Origin of the sequence: Mesorhizobium sp. M5C.F.Cr.IN.023.01.1.1, assembly GCF_003997585.1 — a bacterium.
Classification (GTDB): Bacteria; Pseudomonadota; Alphaproteobacteria; order Rhizobiales; family Rhizobiaceae; genus Mesorhizobium; species Mesorhizobium wenxiniae.
Window position 1 is genome coordinate 1 of sequence record NZ_RZSU01000158.1, and the last position, 11,780, is coordinate 11,780.

The window sequence follows — 11,780 nt, forward strand, 5'->3', positions numbered from 1 at the left end:
CAGGCCGGCGCGTTGCAAAAGCGCGCCGGCGTCGCGCACGTCGGTGAACGGGATGACGCGCGGGCTGGCGCCGCCGTAAAGCTCGGTCTCGGCGGCGATCAGGCTTTCGCGCAGCTCGGAAAGCGTACCGGCGCCGGCAAAAGCGCCGAGGAAAAGACCATCCGGCTTCAGCGCGCGGCGGATCTGCACCAGCATGCCGGGAATGTCGTTCATTGCCTGAAGGGACAAAAGAGACACGGCGAGGTCGAGGCTTTCCGGCTCGAACGGCACGGTCTCCAGCGGCGCCACCAGTCCGGCGGCATCGCCCAGGAACATAGCGTCCGCCTCCACGCGTATGATGTCCGTAACCTTGCCGCTTGTCGCGAGCACGTCGACCGCCGCCGGCGTCTGGCAAAACAGCACGGCCGCTCTGTCGAACTTGCGCTCGACGGCGCCGAGCCGTTCGGCAAGCTCTTGGGCCGCCCGCCGCATCAGGAAATCTGCGCCGGCAGTCGGTCGGGCGAGCGCCCGGCGCTTGTGCGCCAGCCAGAGAGAAGTGTCCACTATAGGTTGCAACTGACGGTTCCTGGTTTCCGCTGTCTGATATAGGGTGGCGGAGGAGCAACCACGTGGCCGATCCAATGCCAGATATCAAGAGTATCGCTCGAAAGGCATTGGACTGGCCGGCACGCATCCTGTTTCCGCCGGTTTGCGCCGGCTGCCGACGGCATGTCTCGCAGCCCGGCGTGCTGTGCGGCGCCTGCTGGCCGAAGCTCAGGCTTCTGGAGCGGCCATGGTGCCCGGTGATGGGCACGCCGTTCATCCATCACATGGGCGATGGGTTCCTGTCGGCCGAGGCGATCGCCGACCCGCCGCCGTTCGAGCGCGCGCGGGCCGCGGTCGCTTATTCCGGTGTCGCCCGCCAGATGGTGCAAGGGCTGAAATACCAGGATCGCACCGACCTGGCGCCGTGGATGGCGCGCTGGATGCTGCGCGCCGGTGCCGAACTAATCGCGGAAGCCGATGTGGTCGTGCCGGTGCCGCTGCACTGGCGGCGTTTTTTACATGTAAGATATTGATTTGGTTGATATAGCCGTGAGTCTACCATATCGCCCAACATAGCAATCATGGCTGACAGTATGGCACGAAAAAGCCCGCCAACGTGGCGGGCTTCCCTAACCGTTCCGCGTCTTAACCTTTTCGAAGCCGGTTAATTTGCCGGCTCGCAGAAAAAACGGTTGTTTGGATAGCGGGCGCGGTAGGTGCTCGTCACCTCGTCGCAAAAGGCCAAGTTGTCAGTCATTCCGAAAATGATGCCAATCCGCTCCTTGTCGCCAAATGCGTTGATGGTTGCGATCCAGTAGTCACGAGACGTGTCGGCCACATTTGAAAAAACAGCGCCAGCTATGGCCTTTTCTGTTTCCGTCATCTCGGCAGACATTCCCGAAGTCGGCAGCATTATCCCCGCCAATAAAATCCCGGCCCAACTTCCCCGCATTTTCCTGCCTCCCCCCTTCTGAAAGGTGGTAGAGAATATATCTGTCGCGCTACCAATCATAGACGGCGTGTTGCGCCGCCGCTTAGACGAATTCCAAATCGATTGCCGCAAACCACTCCTCACGCCGCGCGTCATCATCAATAAAGCGCACCGCATAGCGGTCCACCTCGCCTAAACGTGACAGCTTGCCGACAACCAACCCCCGGCATTCCGCATATTGTACCTCGCGTACCCAACGAGGTATGACAAATGCTGAATGATTCCCCTGCGGCAGATTCGCCGCTCGACTTAGAGGCCGACGAGTTCGGCCTGTTCATGGGCTCTATGGCTGACTATCCGCGCCTTGGCTTCAGCATGAAGGCCGTTCGCAAGACTGGCGACCGGCTGGCTGGCGATATTGCGTTCACTGGCAATCTGACCGACGCGCAATATAGCGAGATCATTGAGACCTTTACCATCGCGAATAGCTTCCGTGACTCGCATATCCTCCCCATGCGGTCAGTTTTCTATTCAGTGCGTCACAAGCTTCGTGCCCATGGCATCAAAGGCGACATGGCGGCCAGACCGAAGCGGATGCCATCTATTCGGCGCAAGCTTCGAGATAGCAGCGTCAAGTTCGACCAGATGAACGACCTCGCCGGTTGCCGTGCCATCCTGCACGACATCAAGGGTGTGAGAACTCTCATTTCCGCAATTGAAGAAAAGTTTCCGCATTCGATTAGGCGGCAATATCCATACATCGATAATCCGAAGCCCGATGGCTATCGCAGCCATCACATGGTTTTCAATTTCCAGCCTAGCGGTGAGGATCAGGAAGCATTTGAGGGCAGACGGGTCGAGCTGCAAATCCGCACCCGACTTCAGCACTCATGGGCAACTGCGGTTGAAGCTGCTAGCCTCTATCGCGGCGAGGACTACAAACACGGCCAAGGCAACGAATCCTGGCTTCGACTGTTCGAGCTGGCGGGCGCTGAATTCTCTTATGTCGAGGAATGCCCGATTGTGGAGGGAATGCCTAGCCATGACGAGCGCGTCAAAGAACTACGCGAACTTAACAAGCAGCTTCGTGCGACTAGCGTCCTTGAGAACATCAAGAACGCCACGCACTTTGCGGAAAGCAACCGGTATGACGCCGGCAAATATTTCCTGATTAGGTATCGAAAAGATCATACCGTTATGGTGGAGGGGTACGACAGTATCATCGTCGCTACGCAAGAACTCGGTGAAGCTGAATTCAGGATCGCTTCCGGCCAAGATGACGATAAGATCGTGCTGGTCGAGGTCGGGAAAATCAACAAGCTTGTTCAGATGTATCCGAACTACTTCGGCGATGTGTCGCTGTTCGTCAGCAATCTCAAGGAAGTTTGCGACGGGAGAAAACCCGTAGAATACAGCATGGCAAAGCCGCAAGTCGTAGCACCTCGGCCTCGCGAACCTGTAAATCCGGGAGCGATCTATCGTCGTTACACGAAATGGTTCGAAAAACGCCGCTAGTCGGCGGGCTTCTTCCGAACGATGCGTTCGAATACCCGGATAAAACTGTCGCCAGATTCATCGGCTTCAAGCTCCCGAGCGACTTCCTTGAATCGCTCGTATTGCTCTTTCTGACTAAGCTTTCTGGTCTTTTTGAGCGCACTGAAGTTTGCGAGGCCCGCTTCATTCGTGACGATGACCTCGCCCTCAATGATGAAGCTTTCCGCCTCGATTGCCTTAGCCTCTTTGACGAGCGGCCAGTATTTGGCTGTCCAATCGTGGCCGCGTCGAGTGAAGAAACGGATGCCGTCTTCGTCCTTTGACGGCCTGGGTGCGGAAGCCATCGAACTTGACTTCATGCGACCACTCGTCGCCTTCAGGCGGCCGGTCGACCAGCTCGGGCATCATTGGCGGAATGAACTTCAAACGCATGCACGGTTCCTCAACAACCGCGATTCAAGGCCGGCTGGGCTAATTTAGTTCCGGAACATTTAGCTAAATTGCATGTTTGAATCGTCATGAAAAATGACCATGACTGCCGAGCCGCGTTGCGCCTGATCAGGATGGCAATCGAGGAGACGTGCCCCGCTGGTGTGTTGCCAAGTGAGGAAGCGGTGCTCGGGCTCTATGGGCCGGAGCCAATCCACGAAGCCGAGGCACTTGCCAAGGCGATTGCCACGCTTGAGAAGCTGACATCATCAACTTCGTAGCAGCCCCGCCAAAGCGCGTCCCACAATGGGGACCTAGCTTGCGTACGCGCGATGGTTGCGCCAATGTACCGAGATGGCAGTAATCGATCTCGCTTCCGAACAGCGATACTACCAGACGATGAGCGGGAATGACGCATTCACTGTGGTCATCCGCGGTGTCGCCTATATCGATTTTGAACTCAGCAACTGCTCCAACTCTGCGTAAAGGAGCCTGACGAATTAACGGGGTTGAACCTAGACTTCTCGAAGCGTTGCGCTCTAGCTTTCACCCTTGGACTGGACAGAGACATCAAACCTGCGTTGACCGCAGTCGGCTAAAGCGCGTTTCACATGGGAGGGAATGATGGCGGTACTACTCGCGAATTTTCAGCACAAGCTCGTAGGCGATACGGAGCCGGGAGAGCTGTTTCGCATCCGGTTTCGTACGGGGTTTGCCATCTGCGTCAACATAGAACCCGCAAATGGTGGCCTTGTGAGGCTTGCAGTCCTTCAGGGAACAGACATTAGGCACCCTACCTTTCTCAGCTCTGAGGCCGCCAAACCTTGCATGTCGTACGGAACCGCCTGGGCCATTGAGCCCACCATAGGCGACGAATCGTTTCCGGCAACAGAATGCGGGAACATGGCGACGCTCTATATCGGCAACGAGTTGGCCGCGCTTAGGCTTGACCCTCCAACCGCAGCGTCTGATTTCGATTGCTTTCATATTGACTTAGTCAACGGGGGAAGTGTCGAATTAAATGGTGCTTTTGTGCCATCGGCCCGGTGGAAGATTTGGGCAGTCGAAGACGATCGAAATCGTCCCGGCGCTAAGCCGATTGTCGAGTTTGGGGAGCCGGCCGCAGCCTGACTCAAAATCCAGCCCCTTGGGTGAGCGCCCGCTTCATCAAATGCTGACGGATAAGGGCTAGGGTACTGGAGGAGAGCCTTATGAAGAAGGCCGAGGCGGAAAAAGCAATTCGATCACTAGTAACGCAGTGGGCAGACACGCTCTCCGATATAGACCGAGAGCATCCGAGTTTCTCTACCTTCAAGACGTGGCTCTCCGCGAATCGATAGGGCGGCTACCTGGACTTCCGATCAACCATGGGGGCGAATTACGACGCCGAGATGTGGTTCGATCAAGAACTCAAGCAGACTTGGCGGAACTGAGTGCGAGGTTAGCGATGGATTTTAACGCCATTGTTCCCAATGCCCCGGCCACTTGGACGAACAATCGTCTTCATTTTTTTAAGTATATGAGTGAGAGTACTGCAAAAAAAGTACTTGAGAACAGAACTTTGCGTTGGTCTACGGCAGCAACACTAAACGATCCGTTTGAATTGCAATTACAAGTTTCCATCGATTCAATCGATATTGAAAATGTAAAGCGAGAAGCGCTTACGAATATTTGGCGGCTGTACTCCGGAAATGTTCCAATTCCTGCAGCCAATCCATTAGGCGTTATGCTTGAGATACTTCGTATTTATAGTCCTGGGCTGTCGAAAGAAGAACTATTTCAGGAACTGGGGGATGGAATCGGCGAAAGCTTAGAGGTGATTAAGAATAACACCCCAAAGAATAGAGAAGAAGTTATGGGGGTGCTTTCTTCGATAAAAATACTCTCTCTTACAATCGCGCCAGATATTGGCTTAATGTGGTCGCATTATGCGAACTCTCATAGGGGTGTTGTGATGCGATTTAGATCCATTCCCGCGTTTGACAGTCCATTCGGAATGGCGAGGCCCATAAAGTACAGCGGCGTGAGACCCTCATTTTTCACCGAAAGCTATTTGATTAACAGCCTTTCTGGCTTGCAATCTGTAAATGTTAAGGAGATCAACGACGCAGTGATATATACAAAAATGGCTGAATGGGAGTATGAGAAGGAATGGAGGATTAGCTCAGGTAGTGGACGTAACAAGGAAGAACCGTTTGAAGACGTTCCATTCGGATACAATGAACTTGACGGCTTAATATTCGGCCTTAGAACCTCGAAAGAGGATCGGCAGGAGATTACAAAATTGGCCGCAGCGTATCCTAATATTGAGTTTATGGAGGCGATTCCGAACCAAGTTGCCGGTCGCGTTGATGTAGAACGCATACAAACTCAACCAAACGCCGCCACTGCAGTCTGCCAATTCGGATCGTCATAGAGACTTCCCGCCTCCGCACCGGGCCGCTTCGGCGGCGCGTATACGGTGTCAATGTCGCTACTCCGACCCGGACTATTGCCTAGAAAAAGAATGCGTCGTCCGAGGCTGTTTCGTACATGCTGAGGCCGCTGGATCCGGCCACCGCTCTCGCGGTGCTCATGATCGCCGCGACAGCCAAATCGATGCGGTCGGCAGAGCGAGCCTTGTTCGGCCGCCGATTATCGTTCTGGTCGCGCATCATCACGGTATTGCCAACGCACCAGCGCAAAGCGGCATTCCCGCCATGGCAAAGCCGCCGGTTGAGCATCATGTCCTCGAAGGTGTCGACGGGCTTGGCGAAGTTCATCAAGGTTTGCGGGAACGCCGCCACCGGCACGCCGTCAGCCTCAAGGTTCTCCATCAACTCGCGGGCCAGGGCGACGTCGAACACCACTTCTTGAACGTCGAGCAGGCCGCAAAGTTCGCGTATGTAATCCTCTATAATCAGCCGGTCGACGATGTCACCGGGGCAGGCAACGAGCCATTCCTGCTCTACCCAAAGCGGATATGGCGCGCTGTCATTGTCGGCACGCTTGCGCAACTGCGCTTCCGGCGTAAAGCCCATGACGTGCAGGGCAAACAATCCATCGTCCATTTCGATTGTTGCGGAGACGGCCGCCAAATCGATGCGCTTCGCCATGTCAATGGCCAGCCATGCCTTGCGCCCGCGAAGCGCTTCAAGGTCGTAACGCGCGCCGTTCTCATCCCAAATCGCCAAGTCCCATTCCGGATTCGCCGCACCGTCGAGCCACACGTTAAGGTGCAATTGCCGGAACATGGCACGGTCGGACGGCCGGTACTCCGCTTCCCGAACCATCTGGCGCATGCCGTCGAGATCAGGATAAGGCGGGCTGCAGAATAGGCCGGGATTGACCCGACGCCAAACCGCCTCGTCGCGCCAGTCCTCGTCGGGGCTGGCTTCGAACAGTATCGGGAGGAACGCCTCGTCCACGATCGCACCCGATGCCACTTGCTTGGCATACGAATACATGTCGTAAGCGATGTTCTCACGGCCAATGCCGGCCGTTGTAGTCACGACCAGAAGCGAGCCCGGTGTCTTCACCAGCCCGGTCTTAATCGCGTCCCACAGGTCTCTTTTGTTCCAGGCGTGAAGTTCGTCAACCAGAGCAAACACAGGCGTCCTGCCGTGGGCAGTAGCCGCATCGGCCGACATTGCTCGATAGAACGCGCCGCGCTTTTTGTGAGGTAATGCGGTTCTTCGTATCCTGAATCTGGAAGGCTTCTGCGGTACGCGGGTGCGCGTTGATGACGCCAACCATTTCTTCCAAGGCAATGCGCGCCTGGTCACGGTCGACCGCGGCCGATATCACTTGTGAATGCGGAATGCGCTCTGGCCCTAAGTGGACCAATTCCAGCGCAGCGCCGAGCGTAGTCTTGCGATTGCCTCGCGGTATCAGCGCGAAGACGGTTTTGATTTTCCGCGTGCCGTTCGGCTTGGTGTCGCCGTAGACTTTGCGGATGATGCGCTCCTGCCATTCATCCAGCTGAAAAAGCTTTCCAGAAAGACCGCTCTTGGGGTGGCGTAGCACCCTGATGAATCGAACAGCTCGCTCCCCTTTTCCATGGGGATCCGGGATCGGGCTTTTGTCGAAGATCCATGCGTTTGCATCAGATATCGCCGAGGGCGTCGTTTTCGTCATTACCGGCGGCGCCTCCCTTGTTCTTAGCCTGTGACGCAGGCGTTAAGCCCAACTCACCGGCAAGCCGAGCGAGCGTGGCGTGGTACTCTTTCAGCAGCGTGGTTTCGGGCCGGCGCTTCGTCTCGCCCGTTGGCGAAACCATCGTGAGACCGTGTTCGGCGATGGCTGCTTCGCAGTCCGCAATGTGCGAAACGACACGGCAGTAGGCGTCCACAACAGGCAGTTCGTGGTCGGCGATTTTGCGTTGACCAACGAGCGCGCCGAGAACCTTGCGCCATTCGGTAGCTGCCCGCTTAGGCATACCGCCAGGCACGCTGGGAACGCGGCTAAGGGCTCCGTCCAGCGCACGAACTTCTGCCTTCCGGCCGCGCATCAGAACGAATAATGCCGGCGCTCACGCACGACATCCCAAGTACCGAACGGAAACTCTGCGATGGACACACCAGCGGCGGTCACCTCGCGGTTTTCGTAGAGGTGAGCGGCGAGTTGCATGACCGCGCCGACGAGGTCGGCCGGAACCGTGGATGGAAATTCAGTTGTAATGAGGTAGCCCAAAAGCTGTTCAAGATGCGCCTGCGCGGAGTCGATCTGCAACGAAATCTGCGTGTCATCGTCATCAAAATCGACGTGCATGTGCGCGCCTTCTGTGCGGCGAGCGTTACGATAGCCATAGGTTGAAATTCCTATTTAGGGTGAATAGCGAACTAAAGGGCACGCGTGGTCGGGGAGTGAGGGCGGAAAGTTGCCGACCTACCCCCGGTTGTGGCATGGTGTCCCAACCGAGGGAGAGAAGATATGGCTACAGCTGATTGGGGGCGGGCACGGACTGCACTTCGATGGTGCTTGATTGAAGGGCGCGATGTAAACGGTCGTGCAGAGATGCAAAACGCGCTCCGTGACGGAGACTGGGGACCCAGGGGGATGCAGAGTCTCTTGCACGGATGTTCGCAGTGCCAAAAGAAGAACGAAGAAGAAACGAATGTCGTTATTGCCTGTGCGAGCGAAAATCCTCGGGCTCTATTCAATATAGGCAGAGAAATTATGGGATGGTCCCACGTGTAGATCTCCCAAAGCCACCCTCAGCCTTGGTGTTCTTGCGCCTGTTGCCTACACCCGCCAACGTGGTGCATTGTGCTCAGGAGGGGACTGTTTCCATGCATGAACTCGCAGCGTTCACTGGCCGTCTGTTGGGATCGGCCATCAATCCGGTCATGTGGGTGATCGTTGCAGCGAGTCTCTACCTGACAAGAACGTGGCACCCGATCGCCAGGATTGCAGTAGTTGCTGTCGCAACCGTCGTAGTGGGATCGTTGTTCTATTCCTTCGACACCTATCTCACCCTTCCGGAGAAGGCGCGCGGGCTATCGTATGGAGCTTTAGCCGCAGTCATCATCGCATCAGTATGGATCGGAGCTCGCAGGCTGTTTGGCACCGTGCGAAGAGTGGACAGATAAAAGTGGTCGCAGTGTGGAACAGCAAGGCAGCTATATTTAGAACTACTCGTTACGTTTGTCGTGCTGTCCTACAATATGCACCAAGGGCAAGCTCAAGAGCGATGCATCGCCGACCTGAAGAATGCTCGGTTAATTGCTGATTTTCAGACGGCTTCGCTGCTGTGTCCAAAGTGGAAGATCATTAGCCGCGTCGACTATGCTTATCTATTGATAGAGATGAGGGTCGGATGATTTATTAACATCGCCCCGCCCAGGTGTCGTTACACTGAGGGAGCAATGCCAAGACGACCTTTATCGAATTGAGAAGGAGAGCTTCAGATTCGCTGAAGAGAGCGGCGTTGAAAAATTCTGCCTTCGTACTTCTGTGTGGCTGACAGTTCCTAATTTGCGGCATGCTTTAGAAAGCCACGGCTTCTTTCCCTCAAGCCAAACCCCATGATCTAGCGACGCCCAAACCCACCTTCACTCTTGATACTCTTACGGCGATTGCATGCGCTGTTGTACGGCTGCCAGTTGGTGCGGTCCCAGAACAGGCGCATGTCACCTTTTGGGGCAATGCGATGGTCGATCATGTTAGCTGGCCTGCCGCATCCACATGCGCATTAGTGGGCTGCCTAGTGAGGCGTGGTATGCCTTGGATTCCTTTGCCCATCGTGCATCGTAACCACGGCTAGCCGCGCTACCGCGTGCCTTGTCGTTGGCTTGCTGGCGTCCCTTTGCGTTGCGTTGCTGGCATGGGCACTTCTGCCCCTTGGGTATGCAAAGCCACAAGGGCATATGACGTTTGGCATCGTAACTCCGTAGAAAATTCTTGACATTGTCAAGACTATATGATACGGTTAACCTGTCATTATGTTAATGTGATACCAATTAAGGCAATACACCAAATTTAAGTGAAATAGTTTTACAATTATGAAGGGTTAAAAATAGAGGATGATCTTTGGACTACGATAATTTAACTAGAACTATTGAAGTAGTATGTATTTTTATAAGAATTGTTGGCTCTTTTATCTCAGTTGTTAAGGCGATTAAGGAGTGGATTTCAAGCAAATCTGCCAAGTAAATCGTTCGTTATAACGAAAGTTGATGGCATCAAAGCGGATGGCATGCACGACGCTGCCATCCGCTAATGACCCTTCGCCCGCGAAAGTAAGACAGGCCGGTGTCTGGATATTCGTGGATTGTACGGATACTGCTTTCCTTGTGGCGGCCCGCATCCACGATCTCGTTGTCGGACGGACCCGGAAGCTCACAAACGTGAGCGTCGCCCTCAATGAATGCCGCCCAAGAGGTTATGCAACCGGCTTGTTGGCCGCGTTGCCGAGCACAGCTACAGCACCGGCCGCAATGGACGTGCCGCTTGCGTAGGTAAGCGAGAGACGGCAGTAACGCTTGTCGCCGATGTAGCCCATTTTGTACGCGCTAGATGCAGCAAGCGTTGCCGGCGCGTTGCTGAAGAACGTGCCCGCAGGAGCATCAACGAAGTCTCCCGACGTGCTGGTGTCGCTGTGCTGCACCTTAATCCCGAAGTCGCCGGCAGCGACGATCGCGCCAGTGTTTACGGCGAAGGCAACCGAGCCGTAGCCCTTGGTATCGATTGCCGCACCGTCACCGGCAGCGGTCTTAACGGCAGGAGTTAGCGCCAGGACGACGCCAAGATTGTGGTATAGATCGCGCATATGCGCTCCTTATAATTTGAGGGATATCTTATGAAAGGTGGAGTTCTGGGACTGATCTTGACGTTGAGTTTGATAAATGAGGCCAACGCTTCATACGTGGATGACCTCGTAAACATCCTCGAATCTGTCTGCATAGCGAGTGATCTCAAACCGGAGCGACTTGACGCTTTAATCGCTCCGATGGCTGATGCACTAGGTTATCGGCTACGCGAATTGCCTGCGGATGAAGTGATTGCAACTGGCCCCAACGCGAAACGGAGTTGGTTGGTGCAGGAGAACGCTCGAGCCTTCTTTATCTCGAGAGGCGAAAAGCAGACTGATGGACGAACAAGTGTAAGTTGCAGTGTTACTGCCAAAATCGAGGATCAGAACAATCTGCTGAGGTCGCTTGAGGCTGGCTTTGCTATTAAAAAAGTCGGTCAAGAGACGCAGGGAACAAGCACATTTACTATTTAGGCTGATCTTATTGGGATGTCCCGCCCACACGCAATCGGTGTGCAGGCGGGACAAGGCGTCGTATCGATCAGTCTTTTCAGTCTGTAATCAGCTTGTAGCGCAGCGGATTTTGCGAAGAGCTTCAGCGAGGACCAATGCACCACCAGTGCGGCGACGCGCTTGGAATCTGACAAGGCCGGAGGTCGCCTGCGAGTAAGGATCGCGCAGGATGGAGCGGCCAACGCGGTCAAAGATACGGTACGCGGAAGCGATGTCGCCGAACACGATAGGCTCTGCAGCGGCACCAACTGAATCCATCGTCGGATCCTCGATAACCGGGCGACCGAGGATCGTTTCCGGCTGACCAGCCGCAAGGCCTGGCGCCCACAAAAATGCGCCCGTGGTCCCGTCTTTGAGCTTTCTTACGGCGGCAAGCGTGCTGCCATTCATCATCCACACGCCACGATTACGATACCAGGCCGAAAGCGCATAGAACGTGTCAATGAGCGTGTCGGCCGGCGCAGAGCCGAGTGTGGATGCATTGCCGGTGAACGTGTACGGAACGCTGCGGCCTCCATCAAGCCCAGAGGCAGGCCGGCGCGTTGCAAAAGCGCGCCGGCGTCGCGCACGTCGGTGAACGGGATGACGCGCGGGCTGGCGCCGCCGTAAAGCTCGGTCTCGGCGGCGATCAGGCTTTCGCGCAGCTCGGAAAGCGTA

16 protein-coding genes and 2 pseudogenes are annotated in these 11,780 nt (G+C 55.5%); 8 read left to right on the plus strand and 10 right to left on the minus strand.

The annotated features are described in order from the left end of the window. Positions 1 to 555 (minus strand): methyltransferase domain-containing protein (locus EOA78_RS32970; protein ID WP_127319674.1); only part of this gene is annotated, 555 nt, incomplete at its 3' end. A 53-nt stretch (positions 556 to 608) separates the two neighbouring features. On the opposite strand from EOA78_RS32970, the pseudogene EOA78_RS32975 reads away from it, so the two are divergent. Continuing rightward, positions 609 to 1,040, plus strand: a pseudogene (locus EOA78_RS32975) (double zinc ribbon domain-containing protein); the annotation flags it as partial. 149 nt (positions 1,041 to 1,189) lie between these two features. Here the strand turns inward: EOA78_RS32975 and EOA78_RS32980 are convergent. Then, the gene (locus EOA78_RS32980; protein ID WP_127319676.1) at positions 1,190 to 1,477 is read right to left on the minus strand and encodes a hypothetical protein; all 288 of its coding nucleotides are present in this window, start codon (positions 1,475 to 1,477) and stop codon (positions 1,190 to 1,192) included. Between the two features lie 249 nt (positions 1,478 to 1,726). Here EOA78_RS32980 and EOA78_RS32985 point away from each other — a divergent pair, with 249 nt between their 5' ends. Beyond that, complete coding sequence (locus EOA78_RS32985) at positions 1,727 to 2,971, plus strand: RelA/SpoT domain-containing protein (RefSeq protein ID WP_245477945.1); 1,245 nt, start codon at positions 1,727 to 1,729, stop codon at positions 2,969 to 2,971. Here the strand turns inward: EOA78_RS32985 and EOA78_RS38010 are convergent. After that, entirely contained in the window at positions 2,968 to 3,309 is a 342-nt protein-coding gene (locus EOA78_RS38010; protein WP_348628517.1) for a hypothetical protein, read from the minus strand. The genes EOA78_RS32985 and EOA78_RS38010 overlap by 4 nt on opposite strands. A 159-nt stretch (positions 3,310 to 3,468) precedes the next feature. Here EOA78_RS38010 and EOA78_RS32995 point away from each other — a divergent pair, with 159 nt between their 5' ends. The 4 genes from EOA78_RS32995 (at position 3,469) to EOA78_RS33005 (ending at position 5,795) form a co-directional block, all read left to right on the plus strand. Further along, positions 3,469 to 3,660 carry a hypothetical protein gene (locus tag EOA78_RS32995; RefSeq protein WP_127319678.1) on the plus strand — a complete coding sequence of 64 codons (192 nt, stop codon included), beginning with the start codon at positions 3,469 to 3,471 and terminating at the stop codon, positions 3,658 to 3,660. Between the two features lie 73 nt (positions 3,661 to 3,733). Next, entirely contained in the window at positions 3,734 to 3,865 is a 132-nt protein-coding gene (locus EOA78_RS37820; RefSeq protein WP_281034093.1) for a hypothetical protein, read from the plus strand. A gap of 138 nt (positions 3,866 to 4,003) precedes the next feature. Next, entirely contained in the window at positions 4,004 to 4,510 is a 507-nt protein-coding gene (locus EOA78_RS33000; protein ID WP_127319680.1) for a hypothetical protein, read from the plus strand. A gap of 289 nt (positions 4,511 to 4,799) precedes the next feature. Continuing rightward, entirely contained in the window at positions 4,800 to 5,795 is a 996-nt protein-coding gene (locus EOA78_RS33005) for a DUF2971 domain-containing protein (RefSeq protein WP_164784045.1), read from the plus strand. Positions 5,796 to 5,874: 79 nt separating this feature from the next. On the opposite strand, the gene EOA78_RS33010 is transcribed toward EOA78_RS33005, so the two are convergent. The 4 genes from EOA78_RS33010 to EOA78_RS33020 all read right to left on the minus strand — a co-directional run bounded on the left by EOA78_RS33010 (position 5,875) and on the right by EOA78_RS33020 (position 8,128). Next, positions 5,875 to 7,008, minus strand: coding sequence for a terminase TerL endonuclease subunit (locus tag EOA78_RS33010; protein WP_245477947.1), 1,134 nt, complete (start codon positions 7,006 to 7,008; stop codon positions 5,875 to 5,877). Beyond that, a complete protein-coding gene (locus EOA78_RS37540) occupies positions 6,953 to 7,495 on the minus strand; it encodes a hypothetical protein (protein ID WP_245477949.1) in 543 nt (180 codons plus the stop codon). The genes EOA78_RS33010 and EOA78_RS37540 overlap by 56 nt, the downstream gene beginning before the upstream one ends. Then, positions 7,464 to 7,796: a phage terminase small subunit P27 family gene (locus EOA78_RS33015; protein WP_206533549.1), complete on the minus strand. Its 333-nt coding sequence runs from the start codon at positions 7,794 to 7,796 to the stop codon at positions 7,464 to 7,466. Before EOA78_RS33015 ends, EOA78_RS37540 begins: the two co-directional genes overlap by 32 nt. Positions 7,797 to 7,867: 71 nt before the next feature. Continuing rightward, the gene (locus EOA78_RS33020; protein ID WP_127319686.1) at positions 7,868 to 8,128 is read right to left on the minus strand and encodes a head-tail connector protein; all 261 of its coding nucleotides are present in this window, start codon (positions 8,126 to 8,128) and stop codon (positions 7,868 to 7,870) included. A 521-nt stretch (positions 8,129 to 8,649) separates the two neighbouring features. Here EOA78_RS33020 and EOA78_RS33025 point away from each other — a divergent pair. Then, complete coding sequence (locus EOA78_RS33025; protein ID WP_127319688.1) at positions 8,650 to 8,949, plus strand: hypothetical protein; 300 nt, start codon at positions 8,650 to 8,652, stop codon at positions 8,947 to 8,949. 1,292 nt (positions 8,950 to 10,241) lie between these two features. Here EOA78_RS33025 and EOA78_RS33030 read toward each other — a convergent pair. Further along, positions 10,242 to 10,628 (minus strand): hypothetical protein, encoded by a 387-nt coding sequence (locus EOA78_RS33030; protein WP_127319690.1) that lies wholly within the window; start codon positions 10,626 to 10,628, stop codon positions 10,242 to 10,244. 30 nt (positions 10,629 to 10,658) lie between these two features. Between EOA78_RS33030 and EOA78_RS33035 the strand changes: the two genes are divergently transcribed. Continuing rightward, on the plus strand, positions 10,659 to 11,084 hold the full coding sequence (locus EOA78_RS33035) for a hypothetical protein (RefSeq protein ID WP_127319692.1): 426 nt from the start codon (positions 10,659 to 10,661) through the stop codon (positions 11,082 to 11,084). 87 nt (positions 11,085 to 11,171) lie between these two features. Here EOA78_RS33035 and EOA78_RS33040 read toward each other — a convergent pair whose 3' ends face one another. Then, positions 11,172 to 11,567 (minus strand): phage major capsid protein, encoded by a 396-nt coding sequence (locus tag EOA78_RS33040; RefSeq protein WP_245477951.1) that lies wholly within the window; start codon positions 11,565 to 11,567, stop codon positions 11,172 to 11,174. Then, positions 11,513 to 11,780 (minus strand): annotated as a pseudogene (locus EOA78_RS37545) (SAM-dependent methyltransferase); the annotation flags it as partial. The pseudogene EOA78_RS37545 and the gene EOA78_RS33040, both read right to left, overlap by 55 nt.

Coding starts and splice junctions, on each gene's coding strand:
- EOA78_RS33020 (WP_127319686.1), bottom strand. CDS start 8,128: ATGCACGTCGATTTTGATGACGATGACACGCAGATTTCGTTGCAGATC.
- EOA78_RS33010 (WP_245477947.1), bottom strand. CDS start 7,008: ATGTCGGCCGATGCGGCTACTGCCCACGGCAGGACGCCTGTGTTTGCT.
- EOA78_RS37540 (WP_245477949.1), bottom strand. CDS start 7,495: ATGACGAAAACGACGCCCTCGGCGATATCTGATGCAAACGCATGGATC.
- EOA78_RS33015 (WP_206533549.1), bottom strand. CDS start 7,796: ATGCCTAAGCGGGCAGCTACCGAATGGCGCAAGGTTCTCGGCGCGCTC.
- EOA78_RS38010 (WP_348628517.1), bottom strand. CDS start 3,309: ATGAAGTCAAGTTCGATGGCTTCCGCACCCAGGCCGTCAAAGGACGAA.
- EOA78_RS37820 (WP_281034093.1), top strand. CDS start 3,734: ATGGCAGTAATCGATCTCGCTTCCGAACAGCGATACTACCAGACGATG.
- EOA78_RS33035 (WP_127319692.1), top strand. CDS start 10,659: ATGAAAGGTGGAGTTCTGGGACTGATCTTGACGTTGAGTTTGATAAAT.
- EOA78_RS32980 (WP_127319676.1), bottom strand. CDS start 1,477: ATGCGGGGAAGTTGGGCCGGGATTTTATTGGCGGGGATAATGCTGCCG.
- EOA78_RS33025 (WP_127319688.1), top strand. CDS start 8,650: ATGCATGAACTCGCAGCGTTCACTGGCCGTCTGTTGGGATCGGCCATC.
- EOA78_RS33000 (WP_127319680.1), top strand. CDS start 4,004: ATGGCGGTACTACTCGCGAATTTTCAGCACAAGCTCGTAGGCGATACG.
- EOA78_RS32995 (WP_127319678.1), top strand. CDS start 3,469: ATGAAAAATGACCATGACTGCCGAGCCGCGTTGCGCCTGATCAGGATG.
- EOA78_RS33030 (WP_127319690.1), bottom strand. CDS start 10,628: ATGCGCGATCTATACCACAATCTTGGCGTCGTCCTGGCGCTAACTCCT.
- EOA78_RS32985 (WP_245477945.1), top strand. CDS start 1,727: ATGCTGAATGATTCCCCTGCGGCAGATTCGCCGCTCGACTTAGAGGCC.